This is a genomic window from Mesorhizobium sp. M0910 (genome assembly GCF_040319465.1).
Taxonomy (GTDB): domain Bacteria; phylum Pseudomonadota; class Alphaproteobacteria; order Rhizobiales; family Rhizobiaceae; genus Mesorhizobium.
This window is the reverse complement of the sequence record NZ_JAMYNZ010000005.1, coordinates 39166-65674: the sequence shown is the minus strand read 5'-3', so window position 1 is coordinate 65674 and position 26509 is coordinate 39166. Positions and strand designations below refer to the sequence as shown.

At 62.2% G+C, this 26509-nt stretch carries 24 protein-coding genes; 13 read left to right on the top strand and 11 right to left on the bottom strand.

Annotated elements, in window-relative coordinates:
- Nucleotides 1-150: 150 nt before the first annotated feature.
- The gene (locus tag NKH78_RS13950; RefSeq protein WP_352739756.1) at nt 151-546 is read right to left on the bottom strand and encodes a hypothetical protein; all 396 of its coding nucleotides are present in this window, start codon (nt 544-546) and stop codon (nt 151-153) included.
- 26 nt (nt 547-572) lie between these two features.
- On the opposite strand from NKH78_RS13950, the gene NKH78_RS13945 reads away from it, so the two are divergent.
- A complete protein-coding gene (locus NKH78_RS13945) occupies nt 573-1178 on the top strand; it encodes a cupin domain-containing protein (RefSeq protein WP_352777931.1) in 606 nt (201 codons plus the stop codon).
- Between the two features lie 64 nt (nt 1179-1242).
- Here NKH78_RS13945 and NKH78_RS13940 read toward each other — a convergent pair whose 3' ends face one another.
- Nucleotides 1243-1809: a DUF2569 family protein gene (locus NKH78_RS13940; RefSeq protein ID WP_352705033.1), complete on the bottom strand. Its 567-nt coding sequence runs from the start codon at nt 1807-1809 to the stop codon at nt 1243-1245.
- Nucleotides 1810-1944: 135 nt separating this feature from the next.
- Here NKH78_RS13940 and NKH78_RS13935 point away from each other — a divergent pair, with 135 nt between their 5' ends.
- Nucleotides 1945-2145 carry a DUF2905 domain-containing protein gene (locus tag NKH78_RS13935; protein ID WP_254817120.1) on the top strand — a complete coding sequence of 67 codons (201 nt, stop codon included), beginning with the start codon at nt 1945-1947 and terminating at the stop codon, nt 2143-2145.
- A gap of 55 nt (nt 2146-2200) precedes the next feature.
- Here NKH78_RS13935 and NKH78_RS13930 read toward each other — a convergent pair whose 3' ends face one another.
- Complete coding sequence (locus NKH78_RS13930) at nt 2201-2815, bottom strand: TetR/AcrR family transcriptional regulator (protein WP_254817119.1); 615 nt, start codon at nt 2813-2815, stop codon at nt 2201-2203.
- Between the two features lie 91 nt (nt 2816-2906).
- Here NKH78_RS13930 and NKH78_RS13925 point away from each other — a divergent pair, with 91 nt between their 5' ends.
- The 7 genes from NKH78_RS13925 to NKH78_RS13895 all read left to right on the top strand — a co-directional run bounded on the left by NKH78_RS13925 (nt 2907) and on the right by NKH78_RS13895 (nt 10488).
- The gene (locus NKH78_RS13925; RefSeq protein ID WP_352739753.1) at nt 2907-4007 is read left to right on the top strand and encodes a polyamine ABC transporter substrate-binding protein; all 1101 of its coding nucleotides are present in this window, start codon (nt 2907-2909) and stop codon (nt 4005-4007) included.
- A gap of 13 nt (nt 4008-4020) precedes the next feature.
- Entirely contained in the window at nt 4021-4860 is an 840-nt protein-coding gene (locus NKH78_RS13920) for an ABC transporter permease (RefSeq protein WP_502899803.1), read from the top strand.
- A gap of 2 nt (nt 4861-4862) precedes the next feature.
- Nucleotides 4863-5645 carry an ABC transporter permease gene (locus NKH78_RS13915; protein WP_352508551.1) on the top strand — a complete coding sequence of 261 codons (783 nt, stop codon included), beginning with the start codon at nt 4863-4865 and terminating at the stop codon, nt 5643-5645.
- On the top strand, nt 5642-6706 hold the full coding sequence (locus NKH78_RS13910) for an ABC transporter ATP-binding protein (protein WP_352508552.1): 1065 nt from the start codon (nt 5642-5644) through the stop codon (nt 6704-6706). Before NKH78_RS13915 ends, NKH78_RS13910 begins: the two co-directional genes overlap by 4 nt.
- A 2-nt stretch (nt 6707-6708) precedes the next feature.
- Complete coding sequence (locus tag NKH78_RS13905) at nt 6709-7467, top strand: MBL fold metallo-hydrolase (protein ID WP_352508553.1); 759 nt, start codon at nt 6709-6711, stop codon at nt 7465-7467.
- A 461-nt stretch (nt 7468-7928) separates the two neighbouring features.
- Nucleotides 7929-8702, top strand: coding sequence for an NAD kinase (locus NKH78_RS13900; protein WP_352649923.1), 774 nt, complete (start codon nt 7929-7931; stop codon nt 8700-8702).
- Nucleotides 8703-8892: 190 nt separating this feature from the next.
- Nucleotides 8893-10488, top strand: a complete 1596-nt coding sequence (locus NKH78_RS13895) for a DEAD/DEAH box helicase (RefSeq protein ID WP_352477469.1) — start codon at nt 8893-8895, stop codon at nt 10486-10488.
- A 45-nt stretch (nt 10489-10533) separates the two neighbouring features.
- On the opposite strand, the gene NKH78_RS13890 is transcribed toward NKH78_RS13895, so the two are convergent.
- Nucleotides 10534-12546 carry a BTAD domain-containing putative transcriptional regulator gene (locus tag NKH78_RS13890; RefSeq protein WP_352739751.1) on the bottom strand — a complete coding sequence of 671 codons (2013 nt, stop codon included), beginning with the start codon at nt 12544-12546 and terminating at the stop codon, nt 10534-10536.
- A 175-nt stretch (nt 12547-12721) separates the two neighbouring features.
- Between NKH78_RS13890 and NKH78_RS13885 the strand changes: the two genes are divergently transcribed.
- Nucleotides 12722-12964 (top strand): YjiS-like domain-containing protein, encoded by a 243-nt coding sequence (locus NKH78_RS13885; protein WP_352689927.1) that lies wholly within the window; start codon nt 12722-12724, stop codon nt 12962-12964.
- Between the two features lie 25 nt (nt 12965-12989).
- Here NKH78_RS13885 and NKH78_RS13880 read toward each other — a convergent pair whose 3' ends face one another.
- Nucleotides 12990-13883 (bottom strand): LysR family transcriptional regulator, encoded by an 894-nt coding sequence (locus NKH78_RS13880; protein ID WP_352739749.1) that lies wholly within the window; start codon nt 13881-13883, stop codon nt 12990-12992.
- 119 nt (nt 13884-14002) lie between these two features.
- On the opposite strand from NKH78_RS13880, the gene NKH78_RS13875 reads away from it, so the two are divergent.
- Nucleotides 14003-14887: an NmrA/HSCARG family protein gene (locus NKH78_RS13875; protein WP_352777934.1), complete on the top strand. Its 885-nt coding sequence runs from the start codon at nt 14003-14005 to the stop codon at nt 14885-14887.
- 48 nt (nt 14888-14935) lie between these two features.
- Nucleotides 14936-15208, top strand: coding sequence for a DUF2798 domain-containing protein (locus NKH78_RS13870; RefSeq protein WP_254817107.1), 273 nt, complete (start codon nt 14936-14938; stop codon nt 15206-15208).
- A 90-nt stretch (nt 15209-15298) separates the two neighbouring features.
- Here the strand turns inward: NKH78_RS13870 and NKH78_RS13865 are convergent, their stop codons facing one another.
- From NKH78_RS13865 to NKH78_RS13840, 6 genes are all read right to left on the bottom strand, one after another.
- Entirely contained in the window at nt 15299-15946 is a 648-nt protein-coding gene (locus NKH78_RS13865; RefSeq protein WP_254817106.1) for a YiaD family glycine zipper/OmpA-like lipoprotein, read from the bottom strand.
- Nucleotides 15947-16120: 174 nt separating this feature from the next.
- Complete coding sequence (locus NKH78_RS13860) at nt 16121-16489, bottom strand: GFA family protein (RefSeq protein WP_352739745.1); 369 nt, start codon at nt 16487-16489, stop codon at nt 16121-16123.
- 197 nt (nt 16490-16686) lie between these two features.
- On the bottom strand, nt 16687-17073 hold the full coding sequence (locus tag NKH78_RS13855) for a hypothetical protein (protein WP_352508561.1): 387 nt from the start codon (nt 17071-17073) through the stop codon (nt 16687-16689).
- A 472-nt stretch (nt 17074-17545) separates the two neighbouring features.
- Nucleotides 17546-18677 (bottom strand): peptide chain release factor 2 gene (prfB, locus tag NKH78_RS13850; protein ID WP_352752614.1). Its coding sequence is split into 2 segments (ribosomal slippage): nt 17546-18610 and nt 18612-18677, totalling 1131 coding nucleotides; the frame shifts between segments, so codons are not numbered across the junction.
- 166 nt (nt 18678-18843) lie between these two features.
- Nucleotides 18844-21300 carry a penicillin-binding protein 1A gene (locus NKH78_RS13845; RefSeq protein WP_352508562.1) on the bottom strand — a complete coding sequence of 819 codons (2457 nt, stop codon included), beginning with the start codon at nt 21298-21300 and terminating at the stop codon, nt 18844-18846.
- A gap of 215 nt (nt 21301-21515) precedes the next feature.
- Nucleotides 21516-22778, bottom strand: a complete 1263-nt coding sequence (locus NKH78_RS13840) for an N-acetylmuramoyl-L-alanine amidase (RefSeq protein WP_352883105.1) — start codon at nt 22776-22778, stop codon at nt 21516-21518.
- Between the two features lie 668 nt (nt 22779-23446).
- Here NKH78_RS13840 and NKH78_RS13835 point away from each other — a divergent pair.
- Entirely contained in the window at nt 23447-26428 is a 2982-nt protein-coding gene (locus NKH78_RS13835; protein WP_352752616.1) for an Rne/Rng family ribonuclease, read from the top strand.
- Nucleotides 26429-26509 lie beyond the last annotated feature (81 nt).

The window sequence follows — 26509 nt, the reverse complement described above, 5'->3', positions numbered from 1 at the left end:
GCCTGAACCAGATCGGGCTCAAGCATCTCCTACCAAGAGACGCCGAGCTCATTCCTGTCTTGCTTTTTGCTGGGCCATAGGTTCGTCCCGCCTCCCGACGGCCACTTAACAGCATTCGATTAAATTGCTCCAGTGTATATTAGCACTCGCTCAATTAAGCGCGCCGACAATGGCCGTGCGGCGGGCCAAAAACCAAAGGGTGTTGTCATGCGAAGTGATTTCGCCGCGGCACGCGAACTTTTGGAATGCGCACAAAACCGCCTCTACGGCGCGGATGAAACGAGCCGACGCGTCAACGAGGCCCTCGACGCGCTGATTGAAGAAATAGCCATCGCGGAATTCCGCAAGGCGCCACTGACGGTCGTGCCGTTTCCGCGAGCGCGGCCGCCAAAGCATGTCCGGTAGAGCGCTGATCGCCCGCGTTGACGAAGAGCCGGCAACTAGTGTTTCCGCAATCGCCCGTTCGAGCGTCGTTGAACGACCAACCCTTTGACGATAACTTGCCGGGCCCTGGTGGTCTGAAACTCCGGAGCCGATCCAGGTCACGCTGTGGAGATGTCTACGAGAACAAGGTGACCGGCGAATATGCCGTCATCCTGCGTGGCACCGAAGACCGCGGCCAGGGACCTGGCATCGCTCATCTGACCGCCCGACCGGGAGCCGCAGTGGTGGGCGAGCACTACCACCCGAACCTGACGGAACGGTTTGCCGTCCTCGGCGGCCGGCTCGACGCTCGCATCGCCGGGAAGACTTTGTCCCTGGGGCCAGGCCAATCCGCCACGGTCGAAGCAGGCGTCGCACATGATTGGTGGAACAGCAGCAAAACCGAAGAAGCGCATGTGCTGGTCGAAGTCGACCGGGCGCCAGGTGCAGACAATGTCGACCCGAACCGTTTCGAGCTGCTGATCGGCATGCTCTTCGGCCTGGCCAATGCCGGCAAGGTGGACAGAAAAGGCAGGCCTTCGCCGCTTCAGGCAGCGGTCATCGCCAGGGAATTTGCCGACGTGATCGTCTTCACGCACCCGCCACCTGCTATTCAGCGAGTGGCGCTGGGGATCCTGGCGCCACTCGGCCATCTGCTTGGCTATCGCGCGATCGACCCCGGCTACTGCAAGCCGCACGGGCATGTCACGCCGGCTCCTGAAATCCTCGCTCGAGCAGGCCTACAGGCCGGGTAATCTGGGTCGATGCAGCGCGCCCGGCATTTTTGTCGGCTGCCATACATAGGGCTCGCGGCAAGCTCTATGAAGCACTCGCGACCTGACCGGATATCGCGGCCCGGTCGAACGTGTTTCTCACCCTGACCGACTTGTAGACGTAGGCGACCCAGATCCCGGTCAGGACAAAAGAAACTGCGGGCATTACCAGCGCATCCCCTGCAAGCACCAAGCTCACAGGAGCGCTCATAACCGCTGAGATCCATGTCGTGTCCAGAATAAACACGATTGGTATTGCAAACCACTGATACAGGAACAGCTGCTTGAAACGGGAACTCCGCCGGAGCATTGCAACGAACACAACCAGCTGGAGCACCAGAAACGCCAGCAACAGGGCGACCTCGCCGTAGACCGCCAAGGCGCCGTTGGGGAGCGTCATTAGCTGTCGATAGCCCCCGCTCGAAGAGAACAGCTCAGCCAGCGTGCGGAAAGGTGCCAAGCACTGTCCAATCGCCAGCAGCATAAGCCAGCCTCCAAAACCTACGAGAGCCGAAGGATCCTGTAATGGCTTTGCGGCTGACCGAACGGCAAAGAAAACAGGCACGCCGATCAGCAGCAGCAGTATAGCCCAATGCCAGATGGAAATCCGCATCCAATCCCTCCTTTGATGCCCGTTCAGGTTGTAACAGATTTCAACCTCAACTCAAGAGGCAATATCGAGTGGAAGCGCTGCTTGCAAGATCCGTCAACACTATATTTCTGGCACGACACTTTCCGGCAGGATGCCATGTCGCGAACTCTGATCGTCGTTGGTCTCAGCATAGTCGCCATAGGCCTGCTGTGGCCTTGGTTGGCCCGCTCCGGCCTTGGCAGGCTGCCCGGCGATATCGTGATCGAGCGTGAGAACTTCAGGCTTTATGTCCCTATCACCACGGCGATACTGGTCAGCATCGTGCTCTCGGCCATTCTATGGCTGATCAACCGTTAGGCGATACTCCGGCTGCGGCGATTTGTGTTGCTGGTCCTACTCGCCCTTGATCGTCTTACACCCCAATCGCCGCCACCAATATCCGGTTCTGCCTGCGTATCGCCGTGCGCAATTCTGCAATCCTCGCCTCCTCGCGCTTCACGAACTCGATGAACATCATGTTCATGTTGTTGAAGATGAGTTCGCCGAGCGCGGGACCATCGATGTCGCGGCGCACCAGGCCGAGCGCCTGTAGCCTGGCGATCAGCGCGCGAATCTGCTCGGTCAGTGCCCGGTCGAGCGCCGTGTAGGCCTGGCCGAACGGGCTGTCCGGCAGTTGCGTCGAGATCGCCATCGCCTGCCGCCACATCTCCTTGCTGAGATAATGCAGCGAATGTTCGATATAGATGCCGAGCAGCGTATCGAGAGCGTCGCCGACATTGGCTGGCGGGTTGGCGACGACGCCGCGCCCGGCATTCAGCACCTCGTTGACCTCCATCGAAACGATCGCGCCGAGGATGTCGCCCTTGTTCTGGTAGTAGTTGTAGATCGTGCCGACCGAGACTTCGGCCTGCGCGGCGATAGTTTCGATCTTGGCGCCTTCATAGCCGGCATCGCGGAAAAGCGCCGCCGCCGCCTCGATGATGCGGCGGTGCCGATCCGCCTTCTGCCTTGCCCGCAATCCGCTCATAGCGGCTGTTTGCCACAAAAACAGAATTGACTCAATTTTAGAATTGGTTCAATTTTTTGCTACAAGCCAAAAAGGCAAGGGAGAACACTCGATGTCCGTCAATCCAAAGACCCCCAATCCAACCGTCAGGAATCCGCTTTCCGTTCTGAAGAGCCAGGGCGCGTGTGCCGCGGCAGCACTGCTACTGGCGGCGGGCAGCCTCGCTCAGGCGCAGGACCTCAACGCGCTGATCTGGTGCGATCACGCCGATCCGGCGCTGTTGCAGCCGTTCGAGGAGGCGAACGGCGTCAAGGTCAATGTCAAGGAGTTCGAAGGCACCGGCGCCGGCCTGGCGATCGTCGAACAGTCGCAGCCGGGCGACTGGGACGTGATGGTGATCGACAGCATCGACATACCGCGGGGCGTCGAAAAAGGCCTGTTCGAACCGCTACCGGAAGATAAGCTGCCGCTGGCCGATCTGTTTCCGCAGGTGAAGATGGATAGCTCCACCGTCGTCGACGGCAAGCGTTACGGCATCACCGAAAAGTTCGGCTACAACACGATCGGCTACAACAAGACCAAGGTCGACCCGGCCGACATGCAGTCGCTTGCCGCGCTGACCGGCGACAAATACAAGGGCAAGATCGCCATCTACGATTATTACCTGCCGGTCATCGGCATGGCCGCACTGGCGATCGGTAAGAAGACTGCGGAACTGACGGAAGCCGACCTTCCTGCCATCAAGGAAGAGCTGCTCAAAATGAAGGCCAACGCCAAGCTGGTCGGCGAAGTGACCGCCAGCCAGACGGCGCTGGCGACAGGCGAGGTCGACATACTGGTCGGCGGCGGCGAATGGGTGACGGCTGGGCTGGCCAAGGAAAACCCTGCCCTCGACTTCTCTATTCCGAAAGAAGGCGCGGTGCTGTGGTCGCAGTCGCTGGCAATGTTCAAGGATTCCAAGAACAAGGATCTGGCGCTTAAATTCATCCAGTACATTATGAGCCCCGAAGGGCAGGCGCGGCTCGCCACCTCGTCCTGCTATTGGGGCATGCCGGCCAACAGCAAGGCGGCCCTGAGCGACGAGCAGAAGAAGATCCTGCGCTTCGACGAGCAGCCGGAATTCCTCGCCCGCGCCCAGGCCTATCCGGCGCCGAATGCCGATCTCGACAAGAAGATGCAGGACGTCTGGACCGAAATGCTGCAGGCGCAATGACCGGCTGCCGGTCGTGAACGCCGCCAACAGCGGGCGCGCCCTGCCCTGGGCGCTGGTCACGCCGGCGCTCGGCTGGACGTTGCTGTTCTTCGTGCTGCCCTTCGTCGCCATGGCGGTATCTAGCCTGACGGCGCACGAAGGCGGCGGCTTCACGCTGTCCAACTACAGCCAATTCTTTGCCAATCAGTCCTACTGGCAGGCGATGGTGAACTCGCTACAGGTCACAGCGATCGTCACCATTATCTCGGTGCTGCTTGCCTATCCCTTTGCCTGGATTCTGGCCGAACAGGTGCCGGAGCGCTGGCAGCGGCTGGCGCTGATGCTGGCGGTGCTGCCCTTCTGGACCTCCTATGTCGTGCGCTCCTATTCGTGGCTGCTGGTGCTGGCACAGAACGGCGTCGTCAACCGCGCGTTGACCGGCTCCGGCCTGTTCGGCGAACCGCTGCAACTCGCCAATACGCGTTTGGCCACCATCACCGGCTTCGTGCATTTCTTCGTCATGCTGTTGACGCTGACGATCTTCGCCAATCTGAAGCAGCTCAGCCCCAGCTACCGCAAGGCCGCCGCCGACCTCGGCGCCGGGCCGCTGCGGACTTTCCTGCATGTCGTTCTGCCGCTGACCTTGCCTGGCATCATGGTCGGTGCCTTCCTCACCTTTGTGCTGTGCATCGGCGACTACATCACGCCGCAGATCCTCGGCGGCAACAACGAGCTTTTGATGCCGCAGCTCGTCATGATGCAGATCGGCCGGCGCGGCGACTTTCCGCTCGCCTCGGCGCTGTCGATCATCCTGATGGCGGTGGTCACCATCGCCTACCTCTGCGCCCGCTGGCTGAAGATCGAGCGGGCCTGACCATGCGCGCTTTCATCCGCCTCGTCTCCGGCCTTTACGCCATCGCAATCTACGGCTTCATATTTCTGCCGGTCGTCGTTCTGGTGCTGTTTTCGCTGCAGGCAACCTCGTTTCCGATCCCGCCCTTCACCGGGCCGTCGCTGCGCTGGTACGAGGCCGTGCTCGCCGACACGCGGCTGACTTCGGCGCTGGTCAATTCGCTGCTGGTGGCGGTCGTCTCCTCGGCTGTCGCCGTCACGCTCGGCTTTCTCTCCGCCTGGGGTTTTGCGCGCTTCGCCTTGCCGGGCTCGGGCCTGATGCGCGGGCTGATCACCTTGCCCTTGACCGTCAGCTATCTCATCATCGGCATGGGGCTGCTGGTGCTGTTCAACTGGACCGGCATACCGAAATCGCTACTTGCCGCCGGCATCGGCCATGTCGTGATCAACCTGCCGCTCTGCTTTGCCATCATCTACAGCCAGATGGGCGACCACCAGATCAATATCGAGCGCGCCGCGCGCGATCTCGGCGCCGCCGAATGGAAGGTGCTGCTTTTGATTACCGTACCCGTTATGGCGCCGGCGATCTTCGCCGGCTTCTTCCTGTCGATGACCTTCTCCTGGGACGAATTCGTCATCTCGTTCCTGCTGACGCGCTTCGACACGACGCTGCCGGTCGAGATCTGGAACCTGCTGCGCTCCGGCCTCAATCCCAAGACCAACGCCGTCGGCTCGCTGGTCTTCGCCGTCTCCATCGTACTGGTGGTATTGTTCGAGCTGATGCTGTTGCGGAGGAAGCCGGCATGAGTGCGCCACTGGTCGATATAAGCTCGGTCTCGCATCGCTTCGGCCAGCTCACCGTGCTGAAGAACGTCTCGCTGACGATCGAGCCGGGCAGCTACACGATCCTGCTCGGGCCATCCGGCTCCGGCAAGACGACGCTTCTGTCCATCCTCGGCGGCTTCGTCACACCGAGCGAAGGCAAGGTGCTGATCCGCGGCGAGGACTGCACCGCAGTGCCACCGGCGAAGCGGCCGACGACGACCGTGTTCCAGGATTATGCGCTGTTCCCGCACATGAGCGTCGGCAGCAATGTCGGCTTCGGTCTGCGCATGCAGGGCGTCGATGGCGCAACCCGGGCAGCAAGGGCACGCGAGGCGCTGGCGCTGGTTGGCCTCGCCACCGCCTTCGACAAGAAGCCGCATCAGCTTTCCGGCGGCCAGCGGCAGCGCGTGGCGCTGGCGCGCGCCCTGGTGGTCGAGCCGGCGGTGCTGTTGCTCGACGAGCCGCTCGGCGCGCTCGACCTGAAATTGCGCCGGCAGATGCAGGACGAGTTGAAGGCGATCCAGAAACGCGTCGGCACCGCCTTCATCCACGTCACCCACGACCAGGAAGAGGCGATGGCGCTGGCCGATCATTGCGTGGTGATGAATGACGGGCGCATCGAGGACGAAGGACCGCCCGAGCGTGTCTATGCACGGCCGGCGACGCGCTTTTCCGCGACCTTCATGGGCGAAAGCACGCTGATATCGGGAACGGTGACGGAGGCGAAGAGCGGCAAGCTCACCGTCACCACGAAGCTTGGGTCGCTCTCCGTGCCTGGCACATTGCCGGCCGGCTCGACCGTTGCGCTGGCCGTCCGGCCGGAGCATCTTATCCTCGGCGCAACCAGTGGCGGCGTGGCGCTTGGCACGGTCAAGGTGAGCGATGTCGTCTTTCAGGGCAGCTTCAAGCGTGTTCTGGGGACCTCCGCGACCGACCCGGCGCTGCATTTCATCGCCAAGGTTCCCTCGGCATCGGCCGTCCAGCCGGGCGACGTGGTCGCGGTATCGTGCGATGCTGGCGACATCATCCTGCTTGCGGACTGAACATGAGCACGCTTCCAACCATCGACGCCGGCCACTGGTACGAAACGATCCGCATGGGAGATGACGTGACGCTGATCCACGAGCCGTGGATCAAGCCGTTCTTCCGCTGCAACATCTGGCATGTGCGCGGCCGCGACAGCGATCTTCTGTTCGACACCGGCCTCGGCCATTTCAGCTTGCGGCGCCACGTGCCGCTGCTGACGGAGCGCAAGCTCACCTGCGTGGCCAGCCACACGCATTTCGACCATATCGGCTGCCATCACGAATTTCCCGACCGCTGCGTGCACCCGGCCGAGGCCGGGATCCTCGCCGACCCGCGCAACGAATGGACGGTTGCCGACCGCTATGCCACCGACGAGATGTTCGACGGCATGCCGCAAGGCTGGGACACGAAGCGCTACCGGATCCTGCCCGCACCGGCCGACCGGTTGCTCGAGCAAGGCGATATCCTCGATCTCGGCGACCGTGCCTTCGAGGTGATCCACACGCCCGGTCATTCACCCGGCGGCGTTGCGCTCTACGAAAACAGGACGGGCATCCTGTTTTCCGGCGACATCATCTATGACGGCCCGCTGATCGACGACGTCTATCACTCCGATATCGACGACTATGTCGAAACGCTGCTGCGCCTGCGCGATTTCGATGTCTCGGTCGTGCATGGCGGCCATTTCCCGAGCTTCGGGAGAGTCCGCTATCGCCAGCTTGTCGACGAGTATCTCGCGCAAAAGCGCCAGGCCGGCTGTCATCTGCTCGCCCGTTAAGGACCAGCGTAGTAACGTCAAAGCGCCCTTTGCGGACAGGGTGTCCCCGCCGCGTCGCCGCAGCGTGAGGCGGTGGGCTGCCGTCTAAAACTCTTCTCTTCCGACTGGCGCACCAGTTCCGCGAAAGCCAGGGCAAAACTTGCCAGCATCAGGAAGACGATAATCAAGCGTGCCAGCGGCAATAGATCGGCCTCGACTGGTTAGCCCCCACGCCGCCCGTCCGCTGCCGGCTAACATGATCGATCCGGCTTTACGAGGGCTTAAGGCGGGCCTTAACCATCACATCATTTTGTCCTCCGACACGATGCGCGAGTGCGCCATGTTCGGCCGCCATATCAAGACACCTCCCGCCCTTTGCAGAAATGCCCACCCATGCTAACCCGGCGCTGGCGCGGCCCAGCAACCGGTCGCCGCCAATCGGTCGCCAAACGGTCGTCGCCAATCGGTTGTCGTTGAGAGCCATGAGCAAAACCGCCAACCGTTTCGCCTTCGTCTCATCCGGTACAGCCGACGCCAATGCGGCGCTGGAAAGCCTTTCTGCGCGTTACGGCCAGGCATCCGTCGAAGAAGCTGGGATCGTCGTGGCGCTCGGCGGCGACGGCTTTCTGCTGCAGACCCTGCGTGAGACGATGAGCACGGGAAAGAAGGTCTACGGCATGAACCGTGGCACCATCGGTTTCCTGATGAACGAATACCGCGCCAGCGGCTTGACCGGGCGCATCGCGGCGGCCGTTGCCGAAACGATCCGTCCGCTGGAGATGCAGGCAGTTACGGCGGAGGGCGAGACGATTTCGGCGCTGGCGATCAACGAGGTCGCGCTTTGGCGCCAGTCCTACCAGACCGCCAAGATCCGCATCACCGTGGATGGGCAAGAGCGGCTGGAGGAATTGCACTGCGACGGCGTGATGATTGCGACGCCGGCCGGCTCGACCGCGTACAATCTGTCCGCGCACGGGCCGATCCTGCCGCTCGACGCTCCGCTGCTGGCGCTGACCCCGGTCAGCCCGTTTCGTCCGCGCCGCTGGCGCGGCGCGCTGCTCTCCAACAAGGCGAGCGTGCGTTTCGACATTCTGGAGCCGGAAAAGCGGCCGGTGAACGCCGCCGCCGACCACACCGAGGTCAAGGCGGTGACGACGGTCACGGTAAGGGAATCGCCGACGGCAACGGCGACGCTGCTGTTCGATCCCAATCATTCGTGGAACGAGCGCATTCTCGCCGAACAGTTCAGGTATTGAGCGGGCGCGGCAGCCACTGCGTAAATTAAGCATCGCGATTAAGGTTACGACTTCACAATCGTGCCAATGCCGCCCGTTTGTGTTGACAAATCGTGGGCTTGCGCCTACCTGCAATACCAATCTTGCAGGCGCGCGGCGCTTGCCGCGACTGCTTACGTTGCGCCCCCGAACCAGCCAAAGACCGCCAAACTTGTCCTCAGACACCCAGATCGCTCAAGAAGCGTTGACCTTCGCAGACCTCGGCCTGTCGCCGAAGGTCCTTTCCGCAGTTACCGATGCCGGCTACACCGAGCCGACGCCGATCCAGGCTGGTGCTATCCCGCACGCCTTGCTCGGCAAGGATGTGCTGGGCATTGCCCAGACCGGCACCGGCAAGACGGCGTCCTTCGTCCTGCCGATGCTCACCCGGCTGGAAAAGGGCCGCGCCCGCGCCCGCATGCCGCGCACGCTGATCCTCGAGCCGACGCGCGAGCTCGCCGCGCAGGTCGAGGAAAACTTCGTCAAATACGGCAAGAACCACAAGCTCAACATCGCGCTGCTGATCGGCGGCGTGTCCTTCGACGAGCAGGACAAGAAGCTCGAGCGCGGCGCCGACGTGCTGATCGCGACGCCAGGCCGCCTGCTCGACCATCGCGAACGCGGCAAGCTCCTGCTCAACGGCGTCGAGATCCTCGTCATCGACGAGGCCGATCGCATGCTCGACATGGGCTTCATTCCCGATATCGAGCGCATCTGCGAAATGATCCCGTTCACCAGGCAGACGCTGTTCTTCTCGGCGACGATGCCACCGGAAATCACCAAGCTCACCGAGAAATTCCTGCACGCGCCGGTGCGCGTCGAAGTGTCGAAGGCAGCATCGGCCGCCACCAACATCACCCAGCGGCTGGTGAAATCCGGGCCAAAACCCTGGGACAAGCGCGAGACGCTGCGCAATCTGATGAAGGCCGAGGATGCCGAGCTGAAGAACGCCATCATCTTCTGCAACCGCAAGGTCGAGGTGTCGGAGCTGTTCCGTTCGCTGCTCAAATATGATTTCGACGCCGGCGCTCTGCACGGCGACATGGACCAGCGCGCGCGCATGCAGATGCTGGCCAATTTCCGTGACGGCAAGCTGCGGTACCTCGTCGCTTCGGACGTCGCGGCGCGCGGCCTCGACATTCCCGACGTCAGCCATGTCTTCAACTACGACGTGCCGATCCACGCCGAGGATTATGTCCACCGCATCGGCCGCACCGGCCGCGCCGGACGCTCCGGCAAATCCTTCACCATCGCGACCAAATCGGACACCAAATACATCGACGCCATCGAACGGCTGATCGGCACCAAGATCGAGTGGCATGACGGCGACCTGTCGACAGTCGTCGCCAGCGAGGGCGGCGAGGACGAGGCCCCGCGCCGTGGCCGTGGTGCGCCACGCCGCGCCGGGCGTAAGGACGACGCCAAGGACAGGGGCGAGCGCAAGCCGCGTGAACGCCACGCCAAGCGCAGCGAAGAAGCAGCGCCGGAAGCGGTTAGCGAGGAACAGCCGGTCGTGGCCGAAGCCGCCGTCGCCGATATTGGCGAGCGGCGTACCCGCAAGGAGGCGATCCGCTCGGAAAACAGCGAGCGCCAGGCTTCACCTGAACGGAAGGCTTCCCCCGATCGCAACGAACGGCGCGCGCCCGAACGCGGCGACACCAGGCCGCAGCGCGAGCGCCCTGCCCGCCAGCGCCAGGAAGACAATGACGCGACCGTCGGCTTCGGCGACGACATGCCGGCCTTCATGCGGATCGTCGCCAAGGTCTGATATCCAGCTTGCGCGTCCCACGGCCGCGCGAAGCGTTGCCGCGAGTCAGTCCGGCAGGCCAGCCTTGCGAAGACCTTCGATATATCTGCTGCGATCGTCCGGTCGATAAAACGGCGGCAGCACCTCGGCGAGATTCGAGAGCCGCAGCGAGGGATCGACCTCGCACACCCGGGCCATAGTCTGCTGCGCTTCCGACAGGCGTCCCGCCAGGGCATGACTCGCCGCCACTACACGCATCGCGCTCACGTAGTTCGGTTGGTACCGTAGCGACTTTCCCGCCCAAGCGGCGGCGTCATCGTAGTGGCCGGCACAAAAATGAGCGAGCCCGGTGTTGAATTGCCAAGCGAACAGACGTGGATCCAATGGGCTTAGGCGCATGGCAAGCGCGGCGTGCTCGACGGCCTTGCCTGGCTCGCCAAAGCAAGCCTTGACCCAGCTGCTTAGGCCCCACGCGGCCGCTAGATTCGGGTTGAGAACGAGCGCGCGATCGATGCAAGCCGCACTGTCGTCAAGGTCGCCACCTACGTAGCCGAGGACGTATCCACCGAAGGAAAGCGCAATCGCATCGTCCCTTCCGAGTTCGACCGCTCTCCTGGCCAGTCGAGTAGCCTCGGCATTCTCTTTCGCGCGGTCTGTCATCCAGCCGTTGCTTTTTCGGGTGGCGTAGCACCGCGCCGCCCGCGCATAGGCTGCGGCAAACTCCGGGTCACGGTCGATCGCTTTCATGAAGAGGCGCAAGGCATCGTCGATGGCCGATCTACTAGTGATCGTCCGGTCAAAGGCCGCCAGCCCGCGGAGGTAGTAATCATAAGCGTCGAGGCTTTCTGTCGGCTTGCGTTTGGCACGCTCGATCTCAGCCTCCTCCATTTTCGGTGTGATTGCGCCGACAATACTCGAGGCGACCTGGTCCTGCAGATCGAAGACTTCGGCGAGCGTCCCGTCAAAACGGTCGGCCCAGAGATAGGCCTCCGTCGAGGTGTCGATGAGCTGCCCGGCGATGCGCAGGCGGTCGCCCGCCCGGCGAACACTTCCCTCGACCACATAGCGCACGCCCAGCTCACGCCCGACCTGCTTTATGTCTATGGACCGTCCCCTGTAGGTGAAGCTCGAATTCCGTGCGACTACGAACAGGTGCCGAAAGTGAGCCAAGGCGGTGACAATGTCTTCCACCATGCCGTCGGCAAAATATTCCTGCTCGATATCACCGCTTAGGTTCTGAAACGGCAGCACCGCAATCGATGGCTGGTCGTCGCGCCTCGTCGGGACTGCCAGAACCGGCGCCAGTGATGCGGCGCCAGAGCTTGGCTCCGGCCGCTGATGTTCAGGTCGTTCACGGGACTGCAGGGAAGCCGCCAGCGAGCTTGTCTGCTCTTCAGGCTCGGCGTTCAGATGTTTCCTTAAAGCTGCCCGACACAGCTCGAACTGACGCAAGGCCGCGTTTTCGTGGCCTCGATGAGCATGGATGCGGATCAGCGCCCGATGGGCTGCCTCCGCCGTCGGATCCGAGGCGAGCAATCGCTCCGCGAGCCCTTCGCAGGCCGTCTCTTCGGCTGAGCCGGGTGCGGGCAGCGCCAGGCTCAGCCGGTCGACCAATTGCAGCGCCTTGCGCTGATACTTGCTCAGATACGGTCCAAACCACTCGTCCAGTTCGTCAGGGATGGCTTGCCCGGCAAGCAGCTCACCGCGGTAGAGATCGGCGGCGAAGGCGAGATCGGCGGTTCGGCCCTGCTCCAATTTCCGGTCGAAGATCGAGATGTCCGCCTCATCCGGACCGGCAATAAGCGCAACGGTTTCCTGATCCCCATAGATGTAGACGGCTGCATCCGAGCTGGCGGGGAACGTGCGCCTGATGTCGACCAGCGCTTGCCGCAAACTATTGCGGGCCTGCCCGTTGCTTCGCCCCGGCCAAAAGGCTTCGGAAAGCTGCTCGCGACCATGGCCGCGGCGGCCCGCGAGAACCAGGGCAGCAAAAAGGAGCGAAGTCTTGCGTGTGGCGAACCGGACAGGCCGGTGCTCCGGGGAAGTAACCTCCAGGCCACCAAGCAACCGGATGCGCACAAATCGTCTCCAGACTTTGACCGCGGCGACAGAATAGCATCTCGGTGGATCGATTTAACACCGATTTAACGGCGGATCGCCGGACTTCTCCCAGTTGTTCACGCCCAGCCGAACAGGCCGAAAACGTCTGCGTGGCACGCTCCCATGCGCAAACTCGAAATGGGAGACCAAAACAATGGCTCACTCGGAAACTCGCGCCGCCCGCAGCATGTCCAAACGCTTGCTTGGGTCTAGCTTGAAAGGCGCAGCAATGATGATCGCTGCCTTCACGGGATGGCGGCGGACCGCCGCAAGACGGAGGGCACTGGCAGATTTGACGACCGATCAGTTGAAGGACATCGGTCATTCGGAGGTCCATCAACCCGCACTCGATGCCGCCACGGCTGTTCTAGTCACGAACTTGATGTCAATGAGGTAAGCTCGGCGTTGAGTTTGGTCTGCGCCTAAAGGTTCTTGAGTTCCAGGCGGGATGCCAACAGGTCCAGAAAAGCGCGGACTTTGGCCGAGGATGATCTGCCTTCCGGCCACACGGCGTGTATCGGCACCGGCACTGGCTCGAATTCGGTCAGAGCCAGTTCCAGGCGGCCGTCGTCCACCAGGTGTTTTACCTGCCAAAGCGGCGAGTAGCCCAAACCCAATCCGTGAACCGCGGCTGCATAGATCGATATCATCAAATTTGACCGGAAGGTGCCCGCGACCTTCACCGGCCGGGGCTTGCCTTCTATCTGAAACATCCATTCGCCTGGGCGGCCGTCATCGGTTCGTACGATGCATTCATGCTCGCGCAATTCGAGCGGATGGGCCGGTCGGCCGTGTTGCTGGAAGTAGGCAGGTGCGCCGAACACCACGCGCCGCAGTGCGCCCAGGCGCTTCGCACGTAAATTGGAATCCGGCAAATTGCCGATCCTTACCGCCAGATCGAGACCCTCGGCATCGAGATCGACAAATTCATCGGAAAGCTGGAGGTCAACCTCGACCCGGGGATATGTCCGCATATAGTCGGCGATAACCGGCACGAGGAAGTCCGGGCCGAACAGAACCGGGGCGCTCATGCGCAGGATGCCGGACGGCTCCGACCGTCGATTGGCCGCCTGAAGCCTGGCTTCGTTAATTTCCTCGACGGCGGGTTTGATGCGCTGGAAAAAGGCCGCTCCGGCTTCGCTCGGCGTCGAGCGGCGTGTCGTCCTGTGCAGAAGCTCGACCCCGATTGATTCCTCCAATGTCGCCAGGGCCCGGCTGACCGACTGCAGCGAGCGGTTCAGCCGGCGTGCGGCAGCCGTCAGGCTGCCATGCTCGACAATGGCAATGAAGGCTTCGAAATCATCTATCCGGCTCATCGCTCATTCTCCCGAAAATCGGGAGAAACTATCGCAAATTCGATTAATTGTAACGCAGTTCGCTAGATTTTATCTTCCCTGCACAGGCCGAAAGGCAGACTCGAGGGAAGGAGATCGTCATGCGAACGTCCAGTCCAACCATCCTGGTCGTAGGCGCCGCAGGCCGCGTTGCCGGTTTGGTAGTGCCTGAACTCGTCGGCCGCAATGCCAGGATTCGGGCGCTTGTTCGTGACGCCGCGAGTGCCGAAAAAGCCCGGAAAGCCGGCGCATCCGAGATCGCGATCGGAGATCTGCGCAACCATCAGAGCCTTGAGCAGGCCGTGAAAGGTGTCGACGGTGTCTTTCACATCGGACCGGCCTTTGCTCCCGACGAAGCCGCCATGGGGGTTGCCATGGTTGAGGCGGCGGCGCGAGCAGGCGTTCGGAAATTCGTTTTTTCGTCGGTGATCCAGCCCACCAACACGAGGCTGGAAAACCATGCAAGCAAGGTACCCGTCGAAGCTGCCCTCTATTCGACGAACATGGAATACACCGTTCTGCACCCGGCCAATTTCATGCAGAATATCGCGGCGGCCTGGCCCTCTGTCGTCGAGCATGGCGTTTTCGCCGAGCCGTTTCCAAAGACGGCGAAGCTCGCCCGCGTCGACTACCGCGATGTCGCTGAAGTGGCAGCGATCGCACTGACCGAAGCGCGTTTGTCCTATGCGACCCTCGAGCTGTGCGCCGACGGTATGCACAGCCGCGAAGAGGTCGTCGCCATGATGAGCGAAGAGCTTGGCCGGCCGGTTTCGGCGGGCGAGCCGACATTTCAGGACTGGGCGGCGAAGGCCCGCCTTCCCTATACCGACCGGCAGTTGCAGATGCTGGCCAAAGTACACAGCTACTACGCCAAATACGGCCTCGGCGGGAACAGCCTGACGTTGCGTGCCGTGCTTGGCCGCGAGCCGCGTTCGCTGCGAAGCTTCATTCGAGAATTGGCGCTGCAGACGGCATATGCCGCCTGATCGTCCTCACAATAACGCCTACGCATATTTTCTGATTAGGAGACTTCGATGCAAGCATCACCGGACCAAGCCTTCAAATTGAGAAAGCTGCCGCCCTCCTACGGCGCGGTGGTGATGCCGTTGGTTCTTTCGATTCTGATGTCGTCGATTGTCTCGGCGGTTTCGACGGCAATCGGCGCAGGCTGGACGAACGGGTTTATAGCGGCCTGGAGCTATGCATGGGGCGCTTCATGGCTTGTGGCGTTTCCCAGTCTGCTGATTGTGCTTCCGATCGTGCGCCGGATCGTTGCCGCGATTGTCGATCAACCGGCCCGGTCCTGACATCACGAATGAAGGGTGCCGGCGGCCATAGGGCCGGCATAGCCATTAGAGCGGCCCCTTGCGAGGCCGCTCTAGGTTTGTGCGCTTGCCTCAGGTAAGCGGCGACAGCTGGATCTCGACGCGGCGGTTCTGAGCCCGGCCGGCAGCGGTCGCGTTGGAGGCGATCGGACGCGTCTTGCCGAAGCCGGTGACGGCGAAGCGGCGGGAATCGACGCCCTGTCCGGACAGATAGTTGGCGACCGCCAAAGCACGGCGCTGCGACAGGTCGAAATTGTGCTCGTCGCTGCCGGTCGAGTCGGTGTGGCCGAACACGTCGACCGTGGTCTGGCGGAACTTTTTCAGCACAAGGGCCACTGAATTCAGCACCGGATAGAAACCGGCCTTCACCGCGTCCTGGTCGACGTTGAAGGTAATGTCGGACGGCATATTGAGGATGATCTGGTCGCCGGTGCGTGTGACGCTGACGCCGGTGCCCTGAAGCTGTCGGCGCAGTTCGGCCTCGTTCTGGTCCATGGTGGCACCGATGGCACCGCCGGCAAGCGCGCCGATGCCCGCGCCGATCAGCGCGTTGCGGCGGTCGTTACCGCCGGCTAGCATGCCGAGCCCGGCACCCGCCAAAGCACCGAGACCGGCGCCGGCAGCGGTGTTGGAAACCTTCTGTTCCCCGGTGTAGGGATCGGTGGTGCATGCGCTCACGAGCACAGCCGTCGCCACGACGGCGAGCACAATCTTTTTCATATGGTGGTCCCTCTCCATTCCACGGCCGCGCAACGGCGCACCGCATCAGCCCTTCCAGCGACTTGTAACATGAAATGCGGCGAAAAGCGGACCAGCAAAAGCCGTTGCCGCGGCTTTTCCCGGCCCAATTCCACACGCCTGCGGCGGCTCGTGCGACCACCGCAATTCGACCGGCTACCAGAGATTCTTGCCGTCGATGACCACCACTTCGACCGTGTCGAGATCGAAATCGTCGAACAGCCGCGAGTTCACGCTGATCTTGGGATTGTCGAAATTCGGCTCGCCTGTCGACCAGTCCGGCGTCTCGGTGAAGGTGCCACAGCCGCAGGTGGCGCAAAAACCGTGTTTTATGGTTTTCGATCCCCACTGGTAGAACGAAACATTCTCCGGCGGGCTGGTGAGTCTGAATTGCGATGGGGTGTAATAGGCCCACAACGAACCGCGTTTCGAACAGAAGGAACAGGTGCATCGCGTCACCGTCTGCGGCGCTTGCGAAACCTCGAACGTCGTCGCCTTGCAGTGGCAGCTTGCCTTGATGGTCATGAATTGGTCCCTCACAATGCCGCCGCCCCGTACGGCAAAGGCAGCATAAAGAAACGCTCCTGACAACTGCCAGTCAGCAGGCCTGTGAGCCTGCGATGCACAGGTTAACAGTGCTAGAGTGCCGATCGAAGGCTCATCGAGCCAACGCCGCCGCACACCCTCGGGTCACCCCGTCGGCAAGCTTTGGGCGTCATGCGCTAATAGGACGATGGCGGCACGAACAGGCAGATGGTCTTTCCGTCATTGGCACCGGCAACGGAGCACCAATGATATTCGCCGTCGGGCGAATTCTTGATCCGCTTGTCGCTATAGGCCACGACCTCCCCGGTTCCTTTGATGACATAGCCCTCCGGACGTTCGCTGATCGATGTCTGAGAGACCTCGCGGCAATCATAGCCCGAGCAGCAAGAGAACGGATAGCTCCAGCCTTGCGGCATGGCCGCGGTCGGTTTGGCATCATGCGCCAGAGCAGGCGCCGCAAATGGAATGGCGGCAGCAATCAAAACCACTGCCGCGACAAGTGAATTCAGGAGTCGGCGCGCCGTGCGGGCGACTGAGGCCGGTCTGGTTGTGAGAGCAGGCATGAGCGCAGTTCCTATCAACGGTTGTCAAGCATCTCGCTTGCCCGTTCCCGGAACGTGTCTTCCCAGTGGCCGGATCGTCAGGTCGCAGATACGCCGCGTCCGGCCATAAATGCTTTTTTCCTCCCCAGCGCATGAATGCTGGGCTGATTCCTTGGTTGGCGCAAGCAATTGCTGTCGCAACCGGACGCCGACCTCTGCAGTCGGAACCAACCTGCCGCCCTGATTGACGAAACCTGGTCAAGCCCGGCAACGGGATCGCCAATAACGGGATTTGGCTCGCGCTGGTTCCAGGCTTGGCACCGGCGGCCCGAGACATCCGCGTCAAAAGCGGAAATCGATTTTGAAGAATCCGATGAAAAACAAAGTTGTAGAACGACAGGTAAGTGCGAATTGAGAGCTCGTCACTCTCGCGCGATGGCCGTAACGCTCGCGTGATGAACCCATATTCCTGCCGGATTGGTGCCCGGCGGCCTCAGTCGATATCGGCCACCGTTTCGCCGGCGCCACCTTCGATCCGCTGCGACAGCGAGGCTTCCATGAAATCGTCGAGGTCGCCGTCGAGCACGCTCGACGGGCTGGTGCTCTCGACGCCGGTGCGCAGATCTTTCACCAGCTGATAGGGCTGCAGCACGTAGGACCGTATTTGGTGGCCCCAGCCAATATCGCTCTTCGAGGCTTCGGTGGCGTTCGCCACCGCTTCGCGCTTCTTCAGCTCTTCCTCGTAAAGCCGCGAGCGCAGCATTTCCCAGGCCTTGGCCTTGTTCTTGTGCTGGGAGCGCTCGGCCTGGCAGGCAACCGCGATGCCGGTGGCGAGATGGGTTATGCGCACCGCCGAATCGGTGGTGTTGACGTGCTGGCCGCCCGATCCCGACGACCGATAGGTGTCGATACGGACGTCGGATTCTGAAACGTCGATGTCGATCGTATCGTCGATGACGGGATAGACCCAGACGCTGGCGAAGGAGGTGTGGCGGCGCGCATTGCTGTCATAGGGAGAAATCCGCACGAGACGATGCACGCCCGATTCCGTCTTCAGCCAGCCATAGGCGTTGTGGCCCTTGATCAGCAGCGTGGCGGACTTGATGCCGGCTTCTTCGCCGTCATGCACTTCAAGCACCTCGACCTTGAAGCGCCGGCGCTCGGCCCAGCGCGTATACATGCGCAGAAGCATCGAGGCCCAGTCCTGGCTTTCGGTGCCGCCGGCACCGGCATGGATTTCCAGATAGGTATCGTTGGCATCAGCCTCGCCCGACAGCAGCGTTTCGATCTGGCGCGCCTTGGCCTCGCCGCGCATCGAGCGGATCGCCGCTTCGGCCTCCGCGATGACGCCCTCGTCGCCCTCTTCCTCGCCAAGCTCGATGAGGCCGATATTGTCTTCCAGGGCCTGGGTGAGGCCTTTGACCGCGGCAATGCCTTCCTCGAGGCCCTGACGCTCGCGCATCAGCTTTTGCGCTTCCAACGGCTCGTTCCAGAGGCTCGAATCCTCGGCACGGACGTTCAGGTACTCAAGCCGCTTTATGGCTTGGTCCCAGTCAAAGATGCCTCCTCAGCAGGGTGATTGCCTGCCTGATCTCGTCGACAATGTTTTGCGTTTCCGCGCGCATGGCTGGCTGTTCTGTCCTGTTGCTGGATGGCGGTTTGGTGGCGCGATACATAGGGACGGCACGGTCTCCTGTAAAGCGCCGGCCCCTTTATGTACCGGCCTCTGTAAAGCGGAATGGACCGGCTCGACCATCATCGTCAAGCCGGTCCGACCCGATGCAGCGATTATCAGTAGAGCCCGCCGCCGCCCGACTGGATGGCCTGGTTGGCCTGCGGCGACAGCGCCCCGCCGGTGGCGTTGGAGCCGTCCGCACCCATGCCGATCACCCAATAGCTGTCGGCGGGACCGGTACCCGGCTTGAAGGCTTCGATGATGGTTCCGGCGTCGCCCGCGTTGGCTCGCATGCCGGTCTTGCGATTGATCGCAATCAGCTTCATGCCTTCCGGAACCTTGAAGTCGACATTGGGCGTGCCGTCCAGCGCCACGCGCATGAAATCCTTGAAGATCGGCGCGGCAAGGCCGCCGCCGGTCGCGCCCTTGCCAAGGCCTTTCGGCTGATCGTAGCCCATATAAAGGCCGACAACGAGGTTCGGCGTATAGCCGATGAACCAGGCATCCTTTTCGTCGTTGGTCGTTCCGGTCTTGCCGGCGATGTGACGGCCGAGCTCGTTGATGGTGGCGCCGGTGCCGCGTTGCACGACGCCCTCCATCATCGATGTGATCTGGTAGGCGGTCATCGGATCGAGCACCTGCTCGGAATTGTCGACCAGCTCCGGCTCTGGCTGGTTCTGCCACTCGGCGGCGTTGCAGTTCGAGCAGCCGCGTTCGTCCTGCCTAAAGACGGTCTTGCCGTAGCGGTCCTGGATGCGGTCGATCAGCGACGGCTTGATCGACTTGCCGCCATTGGCCATGATCGAATAGGCCGACACCATGCGCATCACCGTCGTCTCGCCTGATCCAAGCGCCATCGGCAGATACGGCGCCAGATGGTCGTAGACGCCGAAACGCTCGGCATACTCCACGACCAGCTTCATGCCCATGTCGTTGGCAAGCCGCACCGTCATCAGATTGCGCGATTTCTCGATGCCGGAGCGCAAGGTCGCCGGGCCGGCAACCGTTCCGTCGTAATTCTTGGGCGTCCAGGTCGTGTTGCCGCTCTGGATGGTGATCGGCCCGTCCATGATCACGGAGGCGGGCGTATAGCCATTGTCGAGGGCGGCCGAATAGACGATCGGCTTGAACGACGATCCGGGCTGGCGCATGGCCTGCGTCGCCCGGTTGAACTCCGACTGCGCGTAGGAGAAACCGCCGACCATGGCCAGGACGCGTCCGGTATGCGGATCCATTGCGATCAGGCCGCCTTCCACTTCGGGAACCTGGCGCAAGCTGTAGCTGTTGTCCGAGCCCTCGTTCTTCTGCACAAAAATCACGTCGCCCGGCTTCAGCACGTCGGCCGGCGACTTCGCCTTGACGGTCCTGCCATCGACGACGTGGCGCATGGCGAAGCTCATGTCTTCCTTGCTGACGGTGCCTTCGACGCGGTCCTTGACGATTTCACCGGAGATCTGGCGCGTCGGCTGCAGGCCGATGGACAGGCCGGTGGCAGAGCTGTCGAGCACGACGGCGAGCGACCATTCCGGCACGTCCTCCAATCGCTTGACGTTGCCCAGCGGCACGCCCCAGTCGCCGGAAATGTCAATGCTCGTGACCGGCCCGCGGTAGCCGCGCAACGTGTCGAACTTCATGAGACCGTTCTGCATGGCCTTGCGGGCAATCAGCTGCATCTTCGGATCGAGCGTCGTGCGGACGGAAAGGCCGCCTTCGTAGAGCGCATTCTCGCCATAGCGCGCGATGATCTGGCGACGCACTTCCTCGGTGAAATACTCCCCGGCGAAGAGATAGTTGCCGGTGCGGCGCGGCGTGACGCCGAGCGGCTCGGCCTTGGCCTTCTCGCCTTCTTCATGCGTGACGTAGCCGTTCTCGACCATCTGGTCGATGACCCAGTTGCGGCGCTCCAAGGCGCGATCGGCATGCTTGAAGGGATGGTAGTTGTTCGGCCCCTTTGGCAGGGAGGCGAGATAGGCGGCTTCGGCCACGGTGAGCTCATTCACCGATTTGTCGAAATAGGTGAGTGCAGCACCGGCGACGCCATAGGCGCCGAAGCCGAAGAAAATCTCGTTGAGATAGAGCTCGAGAATGCGATCCTTCGAATAGGCCTGCTCGATGCGGAAGGCGAGGATCATCTCCTTGATCTTACGCTCGTAGGTCTGATCCGAAGACAACAGGAAGTTTTTTGCCACCTGCTGGGTAATCGTCGAGGCGCCGACCTGGCGCTTTCCCGAGCCAACATTCTGCAGGTTGACGACAATGGCGCGGCCAAGGCCGGTCACGTCGATGCCGGGGTGATTGTAAAAATTCTTGTCCTCGGCCGACAGGAAGGCCGCCTTGACACGATCCGGGATCGCCTGAATCGGCAGATAAAGCCGCCGCTCACGCGCATATTCGGCCATCAGCGCGCCATCCGACGCGTGGATGCGGGTCGTCACCGGCGGCTCGTATTTGGCCAGCACCTCATAATCGGGCAGGTCCTTCGACAAATGGCCGATATAGATCGCCACGCCCGCCGCGACCAAAAGGGCCAGCGTCGTGCCGATGCCGAAGAAATAGCCAATGAGACGAATCATACCCGCTCCAGTCCTTGGTTCGGGAATTTCCTAAACGAAGCCGCCCTTCACGCAAGCTTTCGGGACGATCCCAAACCGTAATCGCAAAATCCATGTCGCGACCATGTGGGCAAAATACGGCGGCGCGGGATTTCGGTTTCGAATGCCGGAAATAAAAAGCACAGGGTGTTGTCGCCGTGCAACGCTGCTTCAGGTTGTGGGCGCCGGTGGGCATTTCAGCCTCCGGCCCCCGTTCCGCTTCTGGCCGAAGCAAACAGGGCAACGGCATTGGTTATGCTCTGGGTCGCCTTGTTGCGCCAATCGGCGCTGAGCAACTGCGCTTCGTCCTTGGCGTTCGACAGATAGCCGAGTTCGACCAGCACGGATGGAACGTCCGGCGCCTTCAGCACCTTGAAGCCGGCAGAACGCTGCGGGTTGTTGATCAGACCGACGCTGGTGGAAAGCTGGCCGACGAGAGTATGGGCGAAGCTCATCGAAAAATTATGCGTCTCGCGGCGGATCAGGTCGATCAGGATATCGGTCACTTCCTTGCTGTCGTCCTTGATCTCCATGCCGGCGAACTGGTCGGAAAGATTTTCACGGTCGGCAAGCGCCTGCGCCTCGGGATCGGAAGCCTTGTCGGACACGGTGTAGACGGTTGCACCGCGAATGCCCTTGAGGCTGATCGTGTCCGCATGGATCGAGATGAGCAGGTCGGCCTCATGCTGGCGGGCAATGCGCACGCGGTCGTCGAGCCGCAGGAACTCGTCCGTTTCGCGCGTCAGGAACAGGTCGTATTTGCCGCTGGCGGCGAGCTTGTCGCGCAGTTCCATGGCAAAGGCGAGCGTCACGTTCTTTTCGACCGTACCGTTCAGGCCCTCGGCACCGCCGTCGATGCCGCCATGGCCGGGATCGACGACGACGGTGAAACGATGGCCCGGATTGGAGACCGGCCCGGTACCGACCCTGCCGGCCTTGTCGGCGGAGACCGTCGAGCCGGTCGTCAGCGCCTGATTGGCGAGCGCTGCGTCGAATTCTCGCTGCGACGCTGCCGACATGTCGATGGCGATGCGGTAGCCGTTGCCGTCACCGTTCTTGAGCACGTCGAGATTGTCGACGGCGAACGGTCCCTTGCCGGTGAGAATCAGCCGCGATTTCCCCTCGCCGAGCTCGCCGTAACGCACGGCGCGGACAAGCCCGCGCGGCTTTACGTCCTTGGCATTGAGGGCGAATCTCGTGGCCGGCAGATCGATGACCAGGCGATCGGGGCCGCGCAGCAGGAACCATTTGATGTCGGGCTCGCGGTCGAAATTGATGACGATGCGCATCTTGGTGGCATCGCCGGCCATCTTGTAGCTTGTGGCAGCAAGCGGTGCGTCGGCAGCACGCGAAAGCGGCGAAAAGACCAGGCAAGCCAGGATCAGCGACAGCAGGCAGGCGGTGCGGAAGAACCAGCCTCCATGATGACGGCCCTTGTCTGCGAAGCTTGCCAGTCCCATCTTTCTACCAGTCGCTCCCGTTTTGGCGTCATGCCCGACCGCTTGTCGAAGGGCCCTGTTGCTTGTCAAAGTGCCGGCAGGCCGCGAACTCGATTAACGATTGGTATCCAGAGAAGGTTAACCAAGCCTTTTCATGGAAGGCTTGGGACCTGTGCTTCCGCTGCGGAACGGCTTTTTGCCGGCATCGGGAATCGGGGTTGCCTTCCAACCCGCCAAATCATAAAAGCGATGGTGGATCACTGCAATCCTGGAACCGTCCTCCTCCGCAGCTTCCTGCTACAGGTCAGACGCAAGACGGCTCCTTTCGCTTCAGGCGAAGAAGGCATCGGTGATCGCGACGATTTTCGCAGGCGTGCTCCCGTGGCGGGGGAATCGCCTGCGTGAGCAAAACGGCCGGGATTGTCCCGTGCCGGCTCTGTATGAGCAAACAAGCTGGTCCGGTTTTTCCCGGGCTTTGGTTCAAAAGGTTCTGCTGGTGACGATGGCTTCAAGCGCAATCATGGAAAGGTCCGCAACAAACCGCGCCACTATGGCTGCGGGCGGCACCGCCATGGCGCTCAGGCAGCGGCCGGCGGACGTTCAATTGTCCGGCACTCATGTTCCAGGTCCACGGCAGCGGGCATTGTCCCGCAAGCTGCGGCCGACGGCTGCCGGGAGGAAACGAAATAATGCCCAACAAAATGCTGATAGACGCCTCCCACCCGGAGGAAACACGCGTTGTCGTCGTTCGCGGTAACCGAATTGAAGAATTCGACTTTGAATCCCAGGACAAGAAGCAGCTCAAAGGAAATATCTATCTCGCCCGCGTAACGCGCGTCGAACCTTCCCTCCAGGCAGCCTTTGTCGAATATGGCGGCAACCGTCACGGTTTCCTCGCCTTCAGTGAAATACATCCCGACTACTACCAGATTCCGGTCGCCGACCGTCAGGCGCTGCTGCGTGCGGAAGCACAGGAAGCCCAGGACGAAGAGGACGAGGAAGCCGCCGAAGGCGAGGACCGCCAGAGCCGCGACCGTGGCAAGCGCGGACGCCGGCGCGGCGGCAAGAGCCGTGACCGCGGCGAGCACAGGCACGAGGCAGGCGCGTCCGACGGCGAGAACGGCGAAGGTGCCGTCGCAGAAAAGCTGGATGCCGCTACCGACAATGGCGAAACCATGTCCGACGTTACTGGACAGAGCGAGGGTGCCGCCGGACAGAGCGATGAGGTCGCCGATCGCGGCGAGACCGAGCCGTCCGAAGGCGGTTCCAGTTCCATCGCTGCCAGCGTCGATGCCGACGTAATCTCGGAAGCCGTCCCGCAAGTCGAGACAAGCGAAGCCGAGGCGGGCGGGGCCGAGACCAGCGGCGAAGCAACCTCCGAGGACAATGATCGCGGCATGCTGGAAGAGGTGCAATCCTCGCATTCGGACGATCACGAGGTCGAATCGGTCGGCGCCGAAGACGCGCTGGAAGAAGTGCGCAACCGCCGCAAGCCGGTGCGCCGCCAGTACAAGATCCAGGAAGTGATCAAGCGCCGGCAGATCCTGCTGGTGCAGGTCGTCAAAGAAGAGCGCGGCAACAAGGGCGCGGCGCTGACCACCTATCTGTCGCTGGCCGGCCGCTATTCGGTGCTGATGCCGAACACGGCGCGCGGCGGCGGCATTTCGCGCAAGATCACCAATGCGCAGGACCGCAAGCGGCTGAAGGAAGTGGTCGCCGATCTCGAAGTGCCGCAGGGCATGGGTGTCATCCTGCGTACGGCCGGCGAAAGCCGCACCAAGGCAGAGATCAAGCGCGACTACGAATATTTGATGCGGCTTTGGGAAAACGTCCGCAATCTGACGCTGCAATCCACGGCCCCTGCCCTGGTTTACGAGGAAGGCAGCCTGATCAAGCGTTCGGTGCGCGACCTTTACAACAAGGATATCGACGAGATCCTGGTTTCCGGCGAAGAAGGCTACCGCGAGGCCAAGGACTTCATGCGCATGCTGATGCCGAGCCACGCCAAGGTGGTTCAGCCGTTCCGCGACACGACGCCGATCTTTGTGCGCAACGGCATCGAAGCGCAGCTCGACCGCATGCTGCAGCCGCAGGTGACGCTGAAGAGCGGCGGCTACATCATCATCAACCAGACGGAAGCGCTGGTCGCCATCGACGTCAATTCGGGCCGTTCCACCAAGGAGCACTCGATCGAGGACACCGCACTTCACACCAATCTGGAAGCTGCCGAGGAAGTCGCGCGGCAATTGAGGCTGCGCGATCTCGCCGGCCTCATCGTCATCGACTTCATCGACATGGAGGAGAACCGCAACAACCGCTCCGTCGAGAAGCGGCTGAAGGATCACCTGAAGAACGATCGTGCCCGCATCCAGGTCGGCCGCATCTCGCATTTCGGCCTGATGGAGATGTCGCGCCAGCGCATCCGTGCCAGCGTGCTGGAATCGACGATGAAGCCTTGCCCGCATTGCGGCGGCACCGGCCATGTGCGCTCCGATTCGTCGGTCGCGCTGATGGTGGTACGGGCAATCGAGGAATTCCTGCTCAAGGATTCGCGCAGCCACATCACGGTGCGGACGCCGGCAGCGACCGCACTCTATGTGCTCAATCACAAGCGCGGCACGCTGGTGGAATTCGAGCACCGCTTCGGTGTGACCATCACCATCGAAGCCGATGATACGGTCGGTGCACAACACTATGCCATCTTCCGCGGTGCGCTGGCCGAAAAGCCGGAAGGCTTCGTCGAGGCGCGCACCTTCCCGGCCTATGTCGAGCCGGCAGAACCCGAGGACGAGATCGTCCTCGAGGAGGAAGACGAGGCACCGGTGCAGGCCGAGCAGCCACGCCCTGCCCAGCAGCCGCAGCAGCCAAGGTCCGGCGAGGACGGCGAAGGTCGCGATCGCAAGCGCCGCAAGCGCCGCAGACGGCGCGGCGGCAAGGATCGTGAACACGGGGATCGTGAACACGGGGATCGTGACCACCGGGACCGCGAACATGGCGCTGCTGTGGAAGGTGCTTCCGTTTCGGCGCCGACAGAGGATGCCTTGGTAGTCGACGGCGTCCAAGCCGCCGAAGCGGAACGTGAAGCGCCGGCCGGTGTTGCCGAAGCGGCGGAAGCGGCGGACGACGGTCACGGCAAGAAGCGCCGGCGCGGCAAGCGCGGCGGCAAGCGCAATCGCCGTGAAGACGGCGAGGACAGCGTCGAAGCCGGCGCCGGCGAGCCAGCCGCCATGACGGAAGGTGCCGTGTCGGAAGCAGAGCCCGTGACCGGCGAGCAGGAAGGTGCCCCGCCGGCCGAAGAGCTTGCGGTGCTTGCTCCGGCGAACGACGACATGCCGAGCGCCGAAAAGCCGAAGAAGCCGCGCCGCGCCGCCAAGCCGAAGAAGGTTGCGGCGGAAGCAGTTGCCCAGATTGCGGGCGCCGAGACATCGGCTGCCGAGGCCGCCTCCCTGGCTTCCGGCGAGACCCCCGCGCCGGTGTCGCCGGAGACCGAAGTGGCGGCTGCCGAGGAAACGCCGAAGGTCCGGCCGTCGCGGCGCAAGCCCGTACCGGTGGATGCTCCGGTCGTGCCGGTCGTCTCCTCGATCGTCGCCGACGAGGCAAAGACCGAGGAAGCAAAGACCGAGGACAAGCCAAAGCGTGCCGGCTGGTGGCAGCGGAAGGGCTTTTTCTAAGCCTTTCCGTGCATTAGCCAGACTTTCTGATTAGAAAAGTCCCGCGTCGCCGATCGGCCGCGCGGGATTTTTTTTGCCCCA

What these genes read in the sequence shown, in the direction of transcription:
- NKH78_RS13845 (WP_352508562.1), bottom strand. Translation starts at nt 21,300, where the DNA reads ATGATTCGTCTCATTGGCTATTTCTTCGGCATCGGCACGACGCTGGCC.
- NKH78_RS13935 (WP_254817120.1), top strand. Translation starts at nt 1,945, where the DNA reads ATGTCGCGAACTCTGATCGTCGTTGGTCTCAGCATAGTCGCCATAGGC.
- NKH78_RS13855 (WP_352508561.1), bottom strand. Translation starts at nt 17,073, where the DNA reads ATGCCTGCTCTCACAACCAGACCGGCCTCAGTCGCCCGCACGGCGCGC.
- NKH78_RS13940 (WP_352705033.1), bottom strand. Translation starts at nt 1,809, where the DNA reads ATGCGGATTTCCATCTGGCATTGGGCTATACTGCTGCTGCTGATCGGC.
- NKH78_RS13910 (WP_352508552.1), top strand. Translation starts at nt 5,642, where the DNA reads ATGAGTGCGCCACTGGTCGATATAAGCTCGGTCTCGCATCGCTTCGGC.
- NKH78_RS13905 (WP_352508553.1), top strand. Translation starts at nt 6,709, where the DNA reads ATGAGCACGCTTCCAACCATCGACGCCGGCCACTGGTACGAAACGATC.
- NKH78_RS13875 (WP_352777934.1), top strand. Translation starts at nt 14,003, where the DNA reads ATGCGAACGTCCAGTCCAACCATCCTGGTCGTAGGCGCCGCAGGCCGC.
- NKH78_RS13865 (WP_254817106.1), bottom strand. Translation starts at nt 15,946, where the DNA reads ATGAAAAAGATTGTGCTCGCCGTCGTGGCGACGGCTGTGCTCGTGAGC.
- NKH78_RS13870 (WP_254817107.1), top strand. Translation starts at nt 14,936, where the DNA reads ATGCAAGCATCACCGGACCAAGCCTTCAAATTGAGAAAGCTGCCGCCC.
- NKH78_RS13840 (WP_352883105.1), bottom strand. Translation starts at nt 22,778, where the DNA reads ATGGGACTGGCAAGCTTCGCAGACAAGGGCCGTCATCATGGAGGCTGG.
- NKH78_RS13930 (WP_254817119.1), bottom strand. Translation starts at nt 2,815, where the DNA reads ATGAGCGGATTGCGGGCAAGGCAGAAGGCGGATCGGCACCGCCGCATC.
- NKH78_RS13900 (WP_352649923.1), top strand. Translation starts at nt 7,929, where the DNA reads ATGAGCAAAACCGCCAACCGTTTCGCCTTCGTCTCATCCGGTACAGCC.
- NKH78_RS13885 (WP_352689927.1), top strand. Translation starts at nt 12,722, where the DNA reads ATGGCTCACTCGGAAACTCGCGCCGCCCGCAGCATGTCCAAACGCTTG.
- NKH78_RS13835 (WP_352752616.1), top strand. Translation starts at nt 23,447, where the DNA reads ATGCCCAACAAAATGCTGATAGACGCCTCCCACCCGGAGGAAACACGC.
- NKH78_RS13915 (WP_352508551.1), top strand. Translation starts at nt 4,863, where the DNA reads ATGCGCGCTTTCATCCGCCTCGTCTCCGGCCTTTACGCCATCGCAATC.
- NKH78_RS13925 (WP_352739753.1), top strand. Translation starts at nt 2,907, where the DNA reads ATGTCCGTCAATCCAAAGACCCCCAATCCAACCGTCAGGAATCCGCTT.
- NKH78_RS13880 (WP_352739749.1), bottom strand. Translation starts at nt 13,883, where the DNA reads ATGAGCCGGATAGATGATTTCGAAGCCTTCATTGCCATTGTCGAGCAT.
- NKH78_RS13860 (WP_352739745.1), bottom strand. Translation starts at nt 16,489, where the DNA reads ATGACCATCAAGGCAAGCTGCCACTGCAAGGCGACGACGTTCGAGGTT.